14 protein-coding genes and 1 tRNA gene are annotated in these 17,303 nt (G+C 59.6%); 10 read left to right on the top strand and 5 right to left on the bottom strand.

Annotation, left to right across the window (positions count from 1 at the left end; translation table 11 throughout):
- Window positions 1-88: 88 nt before the first annotated feature.
- Window positions 89-1,015, bottom strand: a complete 927-nt coding sequence (locus U1A53_RS11080; protein ID WP_322280886.1) for a LysR family transcriptional regulator — start codon at window positions 1,013-1,015, stop codon at window positions 89-91.
- Window positions 1,016-1,104: 89 nt separating this feature from the next.
- On the opposite strand from U1A53_RS11080, the gene U1A53_RS11085 reads away from it, so the two are divergent.
- Window positions 1,105-3,381 (top strand): carbonic anhydrase family protein, encoded by a 2,277-nt coding sequence (locus tag U1A53_RS11085; RefSeq protein WP_322280888.1) that lies wholly within the window; start codon window positions 1,105-1,107, stop codon window positions 3,379-3,381.
- Between the two features lie 3 nt (window positions 3,382-3,384).
- Here U1A53_RS11085 and U1A53_RS11090 read toward each other — a convergent pair whose 3' ends face one another.
- Genes U1A53_RS11090 through U1A53_RS11100 form a run of 3 tightly spaced genes read right to left on the bottom strand, consistent with a single transcriptional unit; the run spans window position 3,385 to window position 4,707 of the window.
- The gene (locus tag U1A53_RS11090) at window positions 3,385-3,930 is read right to left on the bottom strand and encodes an RNA polymerase sigma factor (protein ID WP_322280890.1); all 546 of its coding nucleotides are present in this window, start codon (window positions 3,928-3,930) and stop codon (window positions 3,385-3,387) included.
- A 46-nt stretch (window positions 3,931-3,976) separates the two neighbouring features.
- A complete protein-coding gene (locus U1A53_RS11095) occupies window positions 3,977-4,438 on the bottom strand; it encodes a periplasmic heavy metal sensor (RefSeq protein WP_322280892.1) in 462 nt (153 codons plus the stop codon).
- Window positions 4,435-4,707 carry a hypothetical protein gene (locus U1A53_RS11100; protein WP_322280893.1) on the bottom strand — a complete coding sequence of 91 codons (273 nt, stop codon included), beginning with the start codon at window positions 4,705-4,707 and terminating at the stop codon, window positions 4,435-4,437. Before U1A53_RS11100 ends, U1A53_RS11095 begins: the two co-directional genes overlap by 4 nt.
- A gap of 85 nt (window positions 4,708-4,792) precedes the next feature.
- Here U1A53_RS11100 and U1A53_RS11105 point away from each other — a divergent pair, with 85 nt between their 5' ends.
- From U1A53_RS11105 to mscL, 6 genes are all read left to right on the top strand, one after another.
- Window positions 4,793-5,827 (top strand): patatin-like phospholipase family protein, encoded by a 1,035-nt coding sequence (locus tag U1A53_RS11105; protein WP_322280895.1) that lies wholly within the window; start codon window positions 4,793-4,795, stop codon window positions 5,825-5,827.
- Complete coding sequence (locus U1A53_RS11110) at window positions 5,781-7,268, top strand: AMP-binding protein (protein ID WP_322280897.1); 1,488 nt, start codon at window positions 5,781-5,783, stop codon at window positions 7,266-7,268. Before U1A53_RS11105 ends, U1A53_RS11110 begins: the two co-directional genes overlap by 47 nt.
- 4 nt (window positions 7,269-7,272) lie before the next feature.
- Window positions 7,273-8,544 carry a thiolase family protein gene (locus tag U1A53_RS11115; RefSeq protein WP_322280899.1) on the top strand — a complete coding sequence of 424 codons (1,272 nt, stop codon included), beginning with the start codon at window positions 7,273-7,275 and terminating at the stop codon, window positions 8,542-8,544.
- A 35-nt stretch (window positions 8,545-8,579) separates the two neighbouring features.
- Window positions 8,580-10,616, top strand: a complete 2,037-nt coding sequence (locus tag U1A53_RS11120; protein WP_322280900.1) for a 3-hydroxyacyl-CoA dehydrogenase NAD-binding domain-containing protein — start codon at window positions 8,580-8,582, stop codon at window positions 10,614-10,616.
- Between the two features lie 24 nt (window positions 10,617-10,640).
- Window positions 10,641-12,479: an acyl-CoA dehydrogenase family protein gene (locus tag U1A53_RS11125; protein ID WP_322280901.1), complete on the top strand. Its 1,839-nt coding sequence runs from the start codon at window positions 10,641-10,643 to the stop codon at window positions 12,477-12,479.
- 82 nt (window positions 12,480-12,561) lie between these two features.
- Complete coding sequence (gene mscL / locus U1A53_RS11130; RefSeq protein ID WP_322280903.1) at window positions 12,562-13,026, top strand: large conductance mechanosensitive channel protein MscL; 465 nt, start codon at window positions 12,562-12,564, stop codon at window positions 13,024-13,026.
- Window positions 13,027-13,030: 4 nt separating this feature from the next.
- Here the strand turns inward: mscL and dnaB are convergent, their stop codons facing one another.
- Window positions 13,031-14,542: a replicative DNA helicase gene (gene dnaB, locus U1A53_RS11135; protein WP_322280905.1), complete on the bottom strand. Its 1,512-nt coding sequence runs from the start codon at window positions 14,540-14,542 to the stop codon at window positions 13,031-13,033.
- Between the two features lie 183 nt (window positions 14,543-14,725).
- Here dnaB and U1A53_RS11140 point away from each other — a divergent pair, with 183 nt between their 5' ends.
- From U1A53_RS11140 to U1A53_RS11150, 3 genes are all read left to right on the top strand, one after another.
- Window positions 14,726-16,441 (top strand): hypothetical protein, encoded by a 1,716-nt coding sequence (locus tag U1A53_RS11140; RefSeq protein ID WP_322280907.1) that lies wholly within the window; start codon window positions 14,726-14,728, stop codon window positions 16,439-16,441.
- Window positions 16,442-16,511: 70 nt separating this feature from the next.
- Window positions 16,512-16,587, top strand: a tRNA-Ala gene (locus tag U1A53_RS11145).
- A gap of 22 nt (window positions 16,588-16,609) precedes the next feature.
- Window positions 16,610-17,299 carry a hypothetical protein gene (locus U1A53_RS11150; RefSeq protein WP_322280909.1) on the top strand — a complete coding sequence of 230 codons (690 nt, stop codon included), beginning with the start codon at window positions 16,610-16,612 and terminating at the stop codon, window positions 17,297-17,299.
- Window positions 17,300-17,303: the final 4 nt, after the last annotated feature.

A 17,303-nucleotide genomic window follows, 5' to 3' on the forward strand; every position in this document is an offset into this window, starting at 1 on the left:
TTCTACAGCTAAAGATCGTCCCTTATAAGGCTGGCGGGTCACTTTGACCATTCCAACATATCTATCAGACACTTCGATAAAAACGAAGTCATACCACCCGCCGGGATCTCGTCGAGCTGAAGACGCTCTTCGACTCTGCGGCGATCACTGCCAGCGCTGGATGCCGCATGGCACGTTCCAGGGTGATGAGATGACACGAAAAGCCGCAGCGCACCGGGCGACCCACCGGCAGCAGGCCGTAGCGGTCCACCGCCTCATCCAGTACCGCTGCGGCGATGGGGGCCAGGCCCATGCCGTCCGCAGCGGCCGTTTTCATTAGCGCGGCATCATCGAACTCCGCCACCACGCGCGGACGGATGCGATGCGAGTCGAACCAGCGGTCGATTTCATGCCGCCAGGCCGTGCGGCTGGCCGGCAGCAGCACCGGGGCGTCCTTTAGCGAGGCAGGGAAGTTCTTGCTCAATTTCTTCGCCAGCGCCGGAGCCGCGCAGAAGACCACGGGCGATTCGCCGAGGAGATGATTGAACGCTTTAACGGGCAGCGACGATGGTGCGGCCTCATCCGACAAAACCACATCCAGTCTTCCCGAGGCGAGCGAGCCGAGCAGTTCCTGAGCATGGCCTTCCGCGCAGGAGAGCTGCAAATTCGGAAACGCCTTCACCGCCGGGCGAATGAGCCGCCACGCGACGAGTTTCGGCAGGGAATCGGTGATGCCGATGTTCAGCCGCAGGTTTCGCGTGCTGCCGAGGCCATGCAGCGAGCGCACCATCTCCGTGCCAAGGGAAAAAATCTCCGCAGCGCACTCCATGACGAGCCTGCCCTGCGGCGTGAGCTTCATGCCGCGGCCGGTGCGGTCGAAAAGCTGTTCGTCGAGGTTCTTTTCAAGCGCCTTGATCTGGGCGCTGATCGTCGGCTGCGAGAGATGCAGGCGCGCTGCGGCTGCCCGGAGGCTGCCGGCGCGGGCGACTTCCCAAAACAGGCGCAGATGGTGATAATTGAGGTGCGGATCGTTCATCGGTTTGATTCTTCGGAATTTACGAAATGTAGCTTTGAAACATCGAAATTGTCAAAGTTTGATTCCTTACCAGGATTTGCCGCTCCAGTATGTCCTACAACAAAGCCCCCTTTGCTGTCACTCTGCCGAAAGACATCACCGCGAGCATTGCGGTATTCCTCGTGGCATTGCCTTTATGCCTCGGGATCGCCCTCGCGTCGAATGCGCCGCTCTTCTCCGGTTTGATCTCCGGTATCGTGGGAGGAATCGTGGTGGGGCTTATCAGCAGCTCCCAAAAAAGCGTGAGCGGACCGGCGGCGGGCCTGACGGCCATCGTGGCGGCACAGATCACGCTTCTGGGCAGTTTTGAGGCCTTTCTGGCTGCGGTGGCTGTTGCGGGCGTGATTCAAATTTTGATGGGTGTGTTTCGCCTGGGCTTCATCGCGGCCTTCTTCCCGTTGAGCGTCATCAAAGGCCTCCTGGCGGCCATTGGCCTCATTTTGATCTTGAAGCAGATTCCGCACGTTTTCGGCCATGATGCTGATGCGGAGGGTGAGATGAGCTTTGACCAGCCGGACCACGAAAACACCTTCACGGAGATCTGGTCCTCCCTTTTCGACATCCAGCCCGGTGCTGCGCTGATCGGGTTGGTGTCCATTCTCGTGCTGATGTTGTGGGATCGCAGCAAGACGTTGAAAAAGAGCCCGGTGCCCTCCGCATTGGTGGTGGTGGTGTTCGGCGTGGGCATCAACATGATACTGCGTCAGATGGGCAGTGCGTGGACCATCGAGCCGAGTCATCTCGTGCAGGTGCCGGTGGCGAAGGACATCCAGGCGTTCCTCGGCTTCATGCAGTTCCCGGATGCCGCGCAGTTTGGCAATCCGGCGATCCTCAAGGCGGCGGTGACCATCGCTCTCGTCGCCACGCTGGAGACACTGCTGAATTTGGAGGCGGTGGACAAGATTGACCCAGATCAGCATCAGGCGCCGCCGAACCGCGAACTCATCGCGCAGGGCATCGGCAACGTCACGGCGGGCCTCATTGGCGGCCTGCCGATGACAAGTGTGATCGTGCGTTCGTCGGTGAACATCAACGCGGGCGGCAGAACCAAGCTCAGCGCCATTCTGCATGGTGTGTTGTTGACGCTGTGTGTGATCACTGTGCCGCAGTGGCTCAACGAAATCCCGCTTTCGGCGCTGGCGGCCATCTTGATCGTTACCGGCCTCAAACTCGCCAGCCCGGCTCTGTTCAAGCAGATGTGGAGCGAGGGATCGCGGCAGTTCCTGCCCTTCATGATGACCATCGCGGCCATCGTGGTCACGGACTTGCTCATGGGCGTGCTTATCGGACTCGGGATCAGCATTCTGTTCATCCTGCACAGCAACCTGCGCCGCCCGCTGCGCCGCATCGTGGAAAAACACACCTCCGGTGACGTGCTGCGCATCGAGCTGGCGAACCAAGTGAGCTTTCTCAACCGCGCCACCATCGAAAAGACGCTGCATGATGTGCCGCGCGGCGGCCATGTGCTGCTCGACGCAAGCAGCACGGACTACATCGACCCGGACATCCGCGACCTCATCACCGACTTCCAAAACACGACCTCGAAGGCGCATGGCGTGGAAGTTAGCCTCGTCGGATTCAAGGATCACTACGCCTTCAACGACCACATCCAGTTTATCGATTACACCAGCCGCGAGGTGCAGAGCAGCCTCACTCCAGCCACAGTGCTGGACATTCTGCGGGAAGGAAACCGCCGGTTCCTCGCAGGTGAGCGCATCCAGCGTGACTTTAGCCGTCAGGTGACCGCTACGGCGTCAGGCCAGTTCCCGATGGCTGCGGTGCTTAGTTGCATAGACTCCCGCACACCGGCGGAGGTTATTTTTGATCTCGGACTTGGCGACATCTTTAGCGCGCGCGTGGCGGGAAACATCGCCGCCAAAGACCTCATTGGCAGCATGGAATACGCCTGCGTCGTCGCGGGATCGAAGCTGATCGTCGTCATGGGCCACACGAGTTGCGGCGCGGTGAACGCGGCCGTGGATCTGATTTGCAGCCGGAAATCCGCCGCCGAGGCCACTGGTTGCGGCAATCTCGACGGGCTCGTCACCGAGATTCAGCAGTCCATCGACCTGAAGACCTGCAAGCAACCGGGTCAATGGCTGCCCGGCGAGAAAGCAGCCTATTCCAACGAGGTTTCCCGCCGCAATGTCATCCGCACCATCCACGTCATCCGCGAGCGCAGTACTGCGCTCGACAAAATGGTGAGCGAGGGGAAAATCGCCGTCGTTGGAGCGCTGTACGATGTGGGAACGGGCGAGGTGACGTTCTTTCAGACGCAGGAATCCAGCCTGGCAAAACTGCATCTGCCCATGACGAGGGCGGGCTGAGCCTCAACTCTCTTCGTCCCACCATTTCATTAACATCTGCCGTGCGCGATAAACCCGGCCCTCCACACTACGCGTGGAGCAGTTCAGCACCTGGGCGCACTCCTCATGGTTCATGCCTTCCATCGTGGTGAGCATCAGCACCGCGCGTAGTTTTTCCGGCAGCACGGCAAGGCCACGGTCCAGCTTTTGCAGTTCACTTTTCAGTTCCGCACTCGTGTCTGGCGCATGCTGGGGGCAGAGCGGCGGTTGTTCGATTTCGGCGAGGGCGATCGTGTTCTCCCGCTGCCTTGAGGCGCGTGTTTTGGCGCGATCCCGGCACAGGTTCAGTGCGATCTGATACAGCCACGTCGAGAGGCGCGATCTTCCCTCGAATTCCGGCAGCGCCTGCCAGGCGCGCACGAATGCGTCCTGGCACACCTCGCGTGCATCTTCCACACAGCGCAGCCAGCGGCAGCAAAAGCCGAACAGGCGCTCCTCGTGTTCCCGCAGGATCCATTCGAACGCCGCCATGTCCCCGGCCTGCGCAGCGCGTATTTTTTCCTGCTCCAAAGAAACCGCGCAAGTGCCTGCGGCATTCGTGGAGGGCAGGGGGAAGTCAATGCTCGCGGGCAAGGCTGTCATGCGTCCATTCCACCAGTTTTTTTGCCTGCGCAGGACGCAGGTAACGTTTCATCGCAAAGAAATGCTCCAGCGTGGCGTGTTGCAGTTCGGCCTGAGCCTTGTTCAGCTTCTCCAGTGCGGATTTCAAGGCGTCGTCATTGACGTCTGCTGTCTCGATGGCGGCCGCCAAATCGCGCCCTGCCGCGCGAATCTCGCCCCTCAGGCGCACTCGACGTTGCTCGAACTCCGCCTCGATCGGCTCCAGCTTTTCATGCTGTTCTGGCGTGATGTCGAGATGCTCGTGCATCCAGGCATGGAAGTCCGGCTCCGCATGATCGTGTGCATGGCTTTCACCATGACGGTGCAGTGTCCAGTCGGTGACCAGCCAGGCGGTTCCGCCGGCCAGAACGACGGAGAACAGCATCGCGGCCACCATCCATTTCCCACGTGAGGTCATGGTTTGGCACCCTCACGGAAAAGATTCATCGTCGGCGGTGTCGTGTGCGTCGTATCCCTCAGAGCCATCGACCAGCCAACCATTCCGGCCGTCACAACGCCCGAAATGGCGGCGAGAATCAGCAGCCAGCGCACGAAGGAGCGCCAGCGTTTCGCCCGTCCTTCATCGACACGGACGCGCGCCATCACCTCGCTCCCCAGCGAAATGCCGGTCATGGCCCCGGTGATCGCGGCGCGTTTGAGCATGTGATCAAGCTCGTTTTCATTCATCGGAGGAATTGTAAGCACATTATGACACAATTTTTGAAACTATTTCGGCCTTTGGAGTCGAATAAGGTAACAACCACCGCAGGCCATGAACGCCAACCTCCATCCGCCCTTTCGAGGATGGAGCCGTGTCGAAGAAGGCATGAAACACGGCACAGGGGGAGAAAAGACGCCTCGCATCGGCTTGGTGCTCTCCAGCGGCGGGGCGCGCGGTCTGGCCCATGCAGGGGTGATTCAGGTTTTGGAAAAAAATAACATCCCCATCGCCGCCATCGCGGGGTGCAGCATGGGGGCCTACGTCGGGGCGCTGTGGGCCGCCGGACTCAATGGGGAGCAGCTCGAAGCCCGTGCGCGCGAAATCAAAGACCGCAAAGCTCTCAAAGCACTGCTCGATTACGTCATTCCGCCTTCCGAGGGCCTGATTCGCGGCGAAAAAATCCGCCGACATTTCGAGCGTGATCTCGGCACCAAGACCTTCGCTGATCTCGACAAGCCGCTGCTCGTCATCGCCACCGATCTCGACCGTCTGACGCCGCATGTCTTTGATTCCGGCTTCGTTTCGCATGCGGTGCATGCCAGCGCCGCCATTCCGGCCATTTGCGCTCCAGTGCATCTCAATGGCCGCCGTTTCACCGATGGCGGCACTTCGGAGCCACTGCCTGTCACCCTGCTCAAAAATCGACTTCATCTCGACCATATCATCGCCGTGAACGTCATGCCGATGCCCGGCGATTTCGAAGCAGGTCTCGATGGCACCCTCGTTACGGGCGACAAGACAACGGGCAACTTCATCTCGCGCATCTTCCGTTTGTTCTGGCGCAAGCTGAACCTCCTCGCGGCTGGAAATGTCCTCGACACTTTCCGTCGCGCGTTGATGGCCGCCCAGCTTCGCCTCATCGCCAAAGAGGAGGCTGCCGCCGATGTCGTGATCCATCCGCGTTTCACCACCTCGACGTGGCACGACTTTGAAAATTTCGGGCACTACCTGCAGGCCGGTCGCGATGCCGCCGAAGCCGCGCTGCCTGCCATCCGTGAACTACTTTCGCCAACCCAACTCAACCAGGAGACAATCAGCCATGAAATTGCTCCATCACACACCCGATTGGAATGCCTCGCCGCCTGAAGACTGGCACCACTGGCAGCTCGCGCGTCTGCGCGACTACCTGAACCACCGCGTCATCCCGTTCAGCGCGCATTACGGTCGCATGTTCAAAGAACACGGCATTGATCCGCATGACATCAAATCACTCGAAGACTGGAGTCGCGTGCCGTTGACCTCGAAGCAGGATCTTGCCAATCCGCGTGACTTCGTGCTCATGCCCAATGAGGCCGCGTTACGTCGTGAGCCCGGCATGATCTTCGATGTGCTGCTGCATGGTCGAAACGCCGCCAAGGAGCATGCCGAGGCCGAATTCCGTCCCATTCTGCTCACCAGCACCACCGGTCGCAGCGCCGATCCCGTGCCGTTTCTCTACACAAAGCACGATCTCCATAATCTCGACATCAGCGGCACGCGTTTGATGCTCGCTGGGCGCTCGCAGCGCGAGTTTCGCCACATGAATCTCTTCCCCTATGCGCCTCACCTCGCCTTCTGGCTGGCGCATCATGCGGGACTCGGCTTTGGCACCTTCATGCTCAGCACCGGCGGCGGCAAAACGCTCGGCACCGATGGCAACATCAAGCTCATCGACAAAATCCAGCCGGACATCCTCATCGGCATGCCCACCTTCATTTACCATGTGCTGCGTGAGGCCGTCGAAACCGGTAAACGCTGGACCAATCTGAAACGCATCGTTCTCGGTGGGGAAAAGGTGGCCGACGGCCTCCGCGCACGCCTGCGTGATCTCGCCACAGCTCTCGGCAGCCCCGATGTGCATGTCATGGCCACCTACGGATTCACCGAGGCGAAGATGGCCTTTCCTGAATGTGTCGGTGAGTCGCACGATGCCAGCGGCTATCACCTCAGCCCGGATCTTGGCCTCGTCGAAATCATCGACCCGAAAACCGGGGAACCCGTCCCCGATGGTCGCCCCGGCGAGATCGTCTTCACGCCACTCGACGCGCGCGGCACCGTGGTCCTGCGCTACCGCACCGGCGACATTGCCGAAGGCGGCCTCACCTGGGAAAAGTGCCCCAACTGTGGCCGCACCTGCCCGCGTTTGCTTGGCCCCATCTCCCGTGTCAGCGAGGTCCGCGAGTTGCACATCGACAAGCTCAAAGGCACGCTCGTGAACTTCAATCTGCTCGAACACCTGCTCGATGATCAAAAGGGCATCGCCGCCTGGCAGATCGAGCTGCGCAAGCGCAATGACGACGCCCTCGACACCGACGAAGTTCATCTCCACCTCACCGCCGAGCCCGGTGTCCACGAGGCGGATCTCGAACTCGCCGTCTCCCGCCGTTTCCACGAAGCCACCGAGATCACACCGAACGAACTCCACTTCCACACGCTCGCCGAACTCCGCGAGCAACTGGGGGTTGGCCGCCTCCTCAAAGAGGAAAAGCTCGTCGATCACCGCCCCAAAGCCCACACCGCCGCATCTCATGTGGCCCTCAGTTCCTAACGCCATGAAAACTCCCTCACTTGTCATCGTCGCCGCAGTCCGCACGCCGTTTTCACGAGCAGGCACGGATCTCGCGCACCTCGACGCCGTCGAACTCGGCCGCCATGCTGTTGCCGCGTTGCTGACACGCACCGGCATCGATCCCATGCTCGTCGATGAAACCATCATCGGCTGTGTCGGTCAGCCACCGGAAGCCATGAACATCGCTCGTGTCATCGCTCTGCGTGCGGGTTTGCCCGAATCGAAGCCCGCTATGACGGTACATCGCAACTGCGCCTCCAGTTTGGAGGCGCTCACGCTCGCGCACGCCAAAATGTGCGCCGGTCAGGGTGAAGTCTTCATCGTCGGCGGCACCGAAAGCATGAGCAACATGCCGTTCTACTTCTCACGCCCTGCCGTGGCCAAGTTCACCGCCATGAGCCGTGCCCGCGATTTCACGGGCCGCGCGAGAGCCGCGTTGAATTTCCGTCCGGCTGACTTCGCGCCCGTGATCGGCATCAAACTTGGCCTCACGGATCCTGTTTCCAATTTGAACATGGGCCAGACCGCCGAAGTGCTCGCTCGCGAATTTGGCATCACGCGTGACATGCAGGACGCCTTCGCCATGCGCAGCCATCTGCGGGCCACGCAGGCCAACCACCTCCTCAATCAGGAAATCGCCCCCGTTCTGGGAAAAAACGTAGTCGCCACCGACAACGGCATTCGTGCTGACTCCAGCCTCGAAAAACTCGCCAAACTCAAACCGCTTTTTGATTCGCTGACTGGCAGTGTCACGGCGGGCAATTCCTCGCAAATCACCGATGGTGCCGTCGCCCTGCTCGTCGCGACCGAAGAAGCCGCTGCGGCGCACAATTGGAAGCCGCTCGGGCGTCTCGTCAGCTATTCCGCCACTGGTTGCGATCCGTCTCGCATGGGGCTCGGTCCTGTCCGTGCCATGGATGCGGCTTTGCATCGCAGCGGTTGGAAGCTGGGTGACGCTGATGTCATCGAGATCAACGAAGCCTTCGCCGCGCAGGTGCTCGCTGTCATGAAATGTCTCGCCGATCCTGCCAGCGCGCGCCGAGCCGGATTGGAAGCACCACTCGGTGAAATAGACCCCGCCAAGATCAACGCCTGCGGCGGTGCCATAGCCCTCGGCCACCCGGTCGGTGCCAGTGGTGCCAGACTCGTCCAAACCGCCCTCAACCAACTCCACGCCACCGACACCAAACGTGCCGTTGTCAGTCTCTGCGTCGGCGGAGGTCAAGGCATGGCCGCCTGCCTCGAAGCATTATGAATTCCAAGCTCATCAACCGCATCCTATTCAACGCCATGAAAACGCTCCTTCTTGACCGCCCCTCCGTCATTCACGATCCTCCGCATGTGCTGGAGGGCATCGTCCACGGTCATCCCATCCCCGCGAAGCACTTCCGGCTCGACGTGGATCACGACGGTATCGCCTGGCTTGTTTTCGACTCACCCAAGTCCTCCGCGAATGTCTGGAATGAGGAAACGCTGCGTGAGTTCAACCACCACCTGGAATCTCTCGAACATGACACCCGCGTGAAGGCTTTGGTGCTTCGCAGTGCCAAAGATCGTATCTTTGTGGCTGGTGCGGACCTCAAAGCCATTCGCAGCATGCCGCATGCCCGCGTGAATGATCTCATCTGGCTCGGGCAGGCTGTGTTTGACCGCCTCGCACGGCTGCCTGTGCCGAAAATCGCCGCGATTCACGGCGCATGCATGGGCGGCGGCTTTGAAGTCACCCTCGCGTGCGACTGGCGCATCGCCAGCGATCACGAATCAACGAAGATCGGCCTGCCGGAGACACAGCTCGGCATTTTGCCCGCCTGGGGCGGTTCCACGCGGCTGCCGCGGCTGATTGGTGTGCGCAAGGCGCTCGATCTCATCACCAGCGGCAAACTGCTCAGCGCCTCTGCGGCGAAACATGCGGGCCTCGTCAGCCATGTCGTGGCTCCCGAGCATCTCGAAACACTCGCCCGCCGTCTCGCACGCGAAAAACGGCCTGAACCTCGGTTCCGCCTCGAAAACCTCTTTTCGCCGATCATCCGCCGTTTCGCCACGAAGAAGGCTTTGGCGAAAACGCGCGGGCTTTATCCCTCGATCACAAAGGCCATCGAAGTCGTCACTCATGCTGTGCATGGTGAAATCGACGAGGGTTTGCTCCTGGAGCGTGAGGCCGTGGCGGAACTCATCAAGGGCAACGACTCGGCCCGGCTCATCGACCTTTTCTTCAAGCGCGAAGAAGCCAACAAGCGTCCCGCTGTCGTTGGGACGGCGATTCCCATTCACGATGCCGTGGTCATCGGCGCTGGCGTGATGGGATCGGGCATCGCGCACGTACTAGCTTCGCGTGGCGTACGGGTCCTTATGACGGACGTCACCTCCGACAGCCTCGCGCGTGGCCTGGAACGAATTCATGGCCTCGTTTCAGAAGCCGCGCGCCGCAGGCTGGTCACGAAGGTGCAGGCCCGCGATACACTCGACCGCATCAACACCACGCACACGCCCGTGCCGCTGAATCGTCATCATCTCGTCATCGAAGCGGCCACGGAGAGCATGGATCTGAAGAAAAAAATCTTCGCTGATCTCGCCGCTCGTGTTTCGAGCGACACCATCCTCGCCACAAACACCAGCGCACTGTCTGTCGCTGAACTCGCGAAGACCGTGCCGCATCCTGAGCGCGTCATCGGCCTGCATTTCTTCAATCCTGTGCATCGCATGCCACTGGTGGAAATCATCACGCTGCCGGAGACCGCACCCGATGTGCTCGCCACCGCAGTGAGCTTCGTGCAGAAGCTCGGCAAGACGCCCGTGGTTGTCAAAGACAGCCCCGGCTTCCTCGTTAACCGCATTCTTGTCCCTTATCTCATGGAAGCCGTGCGTCTGTACGAGAAGGGCATTCCGGTGAAGGACATCGACGAGGCCATGCTCGAATTCGGCATGCCAATGGGCCCGATGCGCCTTCTCGACGAGATCGGCCTGGATGTGGCCATGCATGTGGCCAAAACACTCGCCGACGCCTTCCCGGATCGTTTTCCGAAGTCCGATGCGCTCGACAAGCTCGTCGCCGCCGGCCATCTCGGCAAAAAAACCGGCCAGGGCTTCTACCGCTATGAAAACGGCAAGGAAATTTCACCAGCCACGCATTTTGACCTGCCGCGGCATGAGAGCATTCGGACCAATCTGGCGCTCCTGCTCAGTCAGGAGGCCATGCGGTGTCTCAAAGAAGGCATCGCTCGCACCGCCGCCGACATCGACCTCGCGATGGTTCTCGGCACCGGTTACCCGCCGTTCCGCGGCGGTCCCATCACTTTCGCCCGGGACACGGGCATGATTGATTATTGAAACCCTCAACTGGAGACCAAGGCCATGAAAACAACTCTGGAAGAAACCAAAACGCTCATCGACACCTCCCGCATGAACGCGGGCCAGCGTGCCGCGCTTGAAATGGCGGAAGCCGCCCGCGACGAGCGGCGCAACACCGGTCTCGCCGCCGGCATCTTCTTTGGCGAGCCGAACTTCGACAAGCTGCTGCCGTTTCCAAAGCAAAGCGTCGAAGATTACGACCAGGGCGATGCCTTTCTGCATCGTCTCGAAGCTGTGCTCGACAAATTTGCCGATCCCGATGCCATCGACGCCACGGGGGAGATTCCAGACGAGTTGTTGAACGAACTCGCCAAGATCGGGGCCTTCGGCATCAAGATTCCGGTCAAATATGGAGGCTTGGGGCTGTCGCAGACGAATTACTCGCGCTCTGCGATGCTGCTCGGCAGCCGATGCGGCAATCTGGCGGCATTGCTGTCCGCGCATCAGTCGATTGGAGCTCCGCAGCCGTTGATTTTGTTCGGCACGGAGGAGCAGAAGGCGAAATACCTGCCGCGTTGCGCACGTGGCGAGATCAGCGCGTTTGCGTTGACCGAAAACGATGTCGGCTCCGATCCGGCGCGGATGAAGACGGAGGCTGTGCTTGATGGCGATGAATACGTCCTCAATGGCGAGAAGCTGTGGTGCACGAATGGCACGAAGGCCGGAATGATCGTGGTGATGGCGAAAACGCCGCTGCTTGGCAAACCGCATGCCACTTCGGCTTTCATCGTTGAAACAAGCTGGCCAGGCGTCGAAATCATTCACCGCAGCCGCTTCATGGGCCTCAAGGCGCTCTACAACGGGGTCATTCGTTTTGAAAACGTGCGCGTGCCGGCGGTCAATGTGCTCGGGGGTGTGGGTCGCGGCCTCAAAGTGGCATTGACGACGTTGAACACGGGACGCATCACGCTTCCGGCCGCCTGCACGGGCTTGTCACAGCGCTGCCTCGACATCAGCACGCGCTGGGCGCGAAGCCGCGAGCAGTGGGGACAGCCGATAGGCCGCCATGCGGCCATCGCGGACAAGATCAGCCGCATGGCCGCCGACACTTTTGCGATGGAGAGCGTCGTGCGTTATGTCTCTGCTCTTGTGGACAAGGACAAGCATGCTGACGTGCGCCTCGAAGCTGCCATCGGCAAATTGTGGGGCAGCGAGAAGTCATGGCGCATCATGGATGACACGATGCAGATTCGCGGCGGGCGCGGTTTTGAAACGGCGCAATCGCTCAAGGCGCGTGGCGAAGTGCCGGAGCCGGTGGAACGTCTGTTCCGCGACTCACGCATCAACACGATTTTCGAGGGCAGCAGCGAGATCATGCGTCTCTTCATCGCTCGCGAGGCGTTGGAGCCGCATTTGCGGCTGGGCGCTGAAGCGGTGAACTCGACGCTGCCGTGGAAAGCCCGTGTGAAGGCCGGAATGCGTGCCGCGAGGTTTTACGCGATTTGGTATCCAATGAAATGGCTGCCGTTTGGTTCTGGTGATGCCAAGGAACATCTGCATCCTGCCTTGCAGGGTGATCTCGATGCCGTTGCCCGGCTTGGTCGCAAGCTGGCACGTGATTTGTTCCTCGCGATGGCCCTCAACGGCCCGAAACTCGAAAAGCGGCAGGTTTTGCTCGGCCACTTTGTTGATGTTGGAGCAGAACTCTTCGTGTGGAGCTGCACTTTGGCGCACGCTGAGTCCAGATTCACGGATTCGTCGATGCCAGAGGTCGAAATCGACAAACTGGTGCGCTTGGTGAAGTTCTTTGGCAAAGTCACCCGCGAGCGCATCGCGGCGAGCTTTGCCAAGCTGCGCGTCGGGCTCGATTCCGAGAGCTGGAAGGTGGCGCAGGAAGTTTAGACTGGCGTGAAATGATGCTGGTTGGATTAATACGTGACCGGTTCGAAGAACCGGTCACATCCACCTGCAATCATCCACCCATATGCTCAAAGAATTCAAGGCATTCATCCTCAAAGGCAACGTCATTGATCTCTCCACTGGTGTGATCATTGGCGCGGCGTTCACCGGCATCGTCACGGCTTTTTCGAAAGGGATCGTGGAGCCAATGCTGGCGCTGTTTGGCGGTGGTCCGAGTCCCAAGCTGACAATCCCGATCAAGGAAACGATGGTCGAGGTGGCAAAGCTGGGCGCGGATGGAAAGCCGGTCATGGATAGCGGCAAGGCGGTGATGGAAACGGTGCCCAAGATCATCGAGCTCGATCTCGGCCTTATCATGGGTGCTGTGATCAGCTTTCTCATCACGGCGGCGGTTGTCTTTTTTGTGATCGTGAAGCCAATCAACAAGCTGATGGCACTGACGAAGAAAAAAGAAGCCGAGGCGCCGCCGCCTGTGCCTGCCGCAGACATTGTGTTGCTCACGGAAATCCGCGACCTGCTGAAAAAATAGGACGCTATGGCGACTCGGCTTCTTCGCTGCGCTCGACGAAACGCATGGCGTGGTCGATGAAGCGAAGCGGGACGTCGTCGGTGGGGCCGTTGCGGTTTTTGGCGATGATGAGCATGGCCTCGCCCTTTTTCTTTTCCTCGGCTTCCTCGTCTTCGACTTCCATCTTGGCTCCCGCGTAATCGGAACGGGTCAGGAGGCCAACGACGTCGGCATCCTGCTCGATGGAGCCGGATTCGCGGAGGTCGGAGAGCACGGGGCGCTGGCCTTTGCGGGATTCGACGGCGCGGTTGAGCTGGGCGAGGACGATGATGGGAACATTGAGTTCTTTGGCGAGGCCTTTGATGCCAGCGGAGATTTCGGCGATTTCGATCTGACGGTTGTCTTTGGCACGACGACTGCCGCTGGTGACGAGCTGAAGATAATCGATCATGATCATCTGGATGCCATGCTGCTTTTTGAGGCGGCGTGATTTGGCGCGCATCTCCATGATGTCGAGACCGGGCGTTTCATCGATGAAGATCTGTGCTTTTTGCAGATCTCGCGTGGCTTTGGCGAGCGCATCCTGCTGAGCACGAGAAAGGAGGCCGCGGGAGAGATCCTGCATGCTCAGACGTGCGCGGGAGACGAGGAGACGACGGACAAGCATCGTTGCGCTCATTTCGAGACTGAAGACGGCGCAGGGTGTGTTGCAGTCCACGGCGATGTGCTCGACGATGTTCATCGCGAGCGAGGTTTTACCCATCGACGGGCGTGCAGCGATGACGAACATTTCACCGCCTTGCAGGCCGGAACTCATCGCGTCGAGCTTGCTGTAGCCTGTGGAGAGGCCGCGGAGCTGGCCGGGGTGCTCCAGCATGTACTGGATGCTGTCGATGGCATCCATGACGTGCGTGGAGAGCGATTTGATGCCCTCTTGAGCGCCGACGGATTCACGCACGGCAAGCACGCGTTGCTCGGCATGGTCGATGACCGTGTCGATATTCTCATCCATCTGCTCCTTCCCGTGCTCATAGGCGTGATGGATGTTCAGTGAGCTGGCGTGGATGAGTTCACGCAGGATGTGCTTGTCGAGAACGATCTTCTTATAATATGGGAAATGCGAGGGGATCGGAACGAAGGCGAAAAGCTCCGAAATCGCGGCAGCACCGCCGACTTTGTCGAGCAGGTTCTGGTCACGTAGCGCGTGGGTGAGCGTGACGGGATCGACGGGCAGGTTTTTGTCGTAAAACTCCAGCAGCTTCTCGTAGATGGTACGGTTGGCGTCGTGGTAAAACGCGAGCGCGGGAAGCGTTACGCGGCATTCGCTGAGGCGCTCGACGGGATCTTGGAGCAGGCAGGAAAGCACGCCTTTCTCGGCCTCATCGCTGAAGGGCAGGGCGCGGTTGAAGGAGGCGAGAAGTTCCTCTGCGGAGGGGATTTCGTTGCGTTTTTTGAAGTTTTCCGGGCCTCGCGAAGGAGTGGAGGCACCACTGGCAGAGACGGGGGGGGCAGCGCTGGTGGGAGAAGTGTCGGCCATGGGTAGGATAGCCAGAATGGCAGGGCGGGGGGAGGGAGTCAATGCCAGCCGGCTGTGGAGATGGTTTGGTCATCCCAAGCAAAAAACTTTAGCTAATGCTTGATTTAATTGGGGTTTATCCTGAAAAATGAACGCTTCCCGAAAAGCCGGGTCAAACGCCCCCCCTCTCACTAACAACCATATATGTTACTCACAGCCCTCAAACTCAAACTCGCGGCTCTCGTCGCGGTCGCAGGCATCGATACTGCCGATATGCCCGGAGCCTCCCCCGCATTTGTCGAGATCCTGACAAGCCTCAAGTCCGAACAGGACAAAGTTCAGGCAAATCCAGGAGCCAACAACACGGACATCAACAAGTCATTCAATGACGCCGTCGCGAAGGTCCGCGAGCTGGCTCAAAAGGATGACAAAGACGCCATCTACGCGCTGGCCCATTGGGGCGTGCTCAGCGGTGCGAACATCAATGAAGTGGCGGCACTTTTTCGCAAGGCTGCCGACAAAGGCCAGATCCTCGCGAAATCGGAGCTCGCCCAAGTACTGATGCAGGCCGGTGCGCAAAACCCAGACGCTGTGAAGGAAGCCATCAAACTGATCAAGGAAGCCGAAACCGCCGACAACAAGGTCGCCCGCCGGATGCTTGCCCAGTTGCACCTGCAAGGTGTCACGGAAGGCGATAAAGGAGTGGTAGTGGTCGAAAAGAGCGTAGCGAAAGCAAAGGAACTGCTCGACAAAGGCAACAAGGCTGGTGACGGCGAAGCCACTCTTGGCCTGGCACAGCTTTACTCCGCAGGCGTGGAAGGCGTCCCGCAGGATCATCAGAAGGCGCTCGACTACCTCATGGAAGCAGGCAAGCAGGGCAATGCAGTCGCCCTCAGCACCTACGGTGCTCGTTTGTTGAATGGCGATCCTGACACCAAGGAAAGTCCAAAGCTGGTGAAGAAGGATGTGGCCGCCGCCCTGAAGATGTTCAATGACTCTGCCGAAAAAGGTCTTGCTGCCGCAAACCGCATTCTCGGCCAGATTTATGAAAATGGTGTCGGACCTGATGGCGCTGACGTGAAGCAGGATGTGTCCAAGGCATTTGAATACTACACCAAGGCCGCCAACGGCAACGATCCGCAGGCGCTCTTCCGCCTCGGCAACGCGTTTGAAACCGGCATTGTCAAAGATCCCAAGGGCAAGCGTGACGACAAAGAGAACGTCTTGATCCAGCCAAACCCCAAGAGTGCCCTCGACCTCTACCGCCTCGCGGCGCAGAACAACCTGGCCGAAGCCTTCTACAATGTCGGCGTCTATTATGAAACCGGCACTGTGGTGGACAAGGATCCAGTGAAAGCCTTCACCTTCCACATGAAGGCCGCTACTGCCGGCATCGCGCAGGCCATGAACCGTCTCGCCGGCCTCTATGCCAACGGCACGGGCACCACTCAGGACCTTGTGGCTGCAGCAGGCTGGTATCAGCGTGCCGCCGACATGGGTTTTGCTCCTGCCCAGATTGCCCTCGGCATTCTCTATGAACAGGGCGCTGGTGTGCGTCAGAGCCGCACGGTGGCCGCAGGCCATTTCTCGGACGCAGCCCAGCAGGGCAATGCCTTGGCCATGCTCCGTCTTGCCAACCTGTATGCAGTGGGTGTGGTTCCCGGCACACCGGAGCTTCCACGCGCTTGGGCCTACGCCAAGCAGGCGGATGACCTTGCCAAAGCCAGCGGCAACAAGGCGGATATTGATGTGACTGCAAACGTGATCGCCCAGCTCGAAGCCAAAATGTCTGATGCTGACAAGGCCGAGTCGAAAAAAATCTATGAGAAACTGCCGAAGCCTCAGGCGGGTGCACCTGCGCCTGCAGCTCCGGCTCCTGAAGCCGCTCCCACCAAAGGTGGTGCTTCAAAGAAGAAATAAGCGCTTGTCAAAACAGACGCCTTTGCTAGTCTCCGGCTCCCCAAATCCAAGGGGAGCCGGTTTTATTTCCGGGGCATTAGCTCAGTTGGTAGAGCGCCTGCATGGCATGCAGGAGGTCAGCGGTTCGAACCCGCTATGCTCCACCAAACCTCGCACAGGATCACCGCCATGAAGCCACTGCTGATCCTTTTTATGGCGGCCGCCATCATTCTGCCGCCGGATTCCGCCGCGCGCGAAGTGCAAAGTCACGGCCTGCTGTTTGAGCAATGGCTGCGCGACACCTTCTTTGGCGGCTATCAGCCAAAGAATTACACGCAAAAATGGGACATCCCCGCCGAGGCCAATCCTGATCACGGTCGCATTCCCGTGAACCCCAAAGCTGCCAAGCATGGCACGCCCATTGGCCTGGGAGATGCATTGCGGCAGTTTGAGATCGACGAGGCTTTTCTGCTCATCGTTGGATTCTGGGAGCAGGAGACACCTGCGGAAAAGCGTTGGACGAACGTGCAGACGGTGACGGTGACGCCTGAAGTCTGGGCCAGGCTATGGCACCCGGTCACCAAGGCGGCCCTCGAAAACCTGAACGCCGTCATCAAGGACAAAACACTCAGTCTTGAAGAAGCCCGCACGCGTGCCCAGGCGATCAAGTCACAAGCACCCTTTGCCGAAGCTGTCATTCAGGTGAATCCGAAGATTGATGGCAGCCAGCGCCGCCTGCAATGCAGCCTGCGTTTTGACGATTTCTTCAACCATCTGGCCCCGGCGGCATCACCTGTTCCGCAGACCAAACCTCAGGTTTTTGGCGTTTCCGTCCCGGCCCGATTTGAGTCCTCACCACGAAAACTGAGTCCGCCCTGAATAT

This window comes from Prosthecobacter sp., assembly GCF_034366625.1.
Taxonomy (GTDB): domain Bacteria; phylum Verrucomicrobiota; class Verrucomicrobiia; order Verrucomicrobiales; family Verrucomicrobiaceae; genus Prosthecobacter.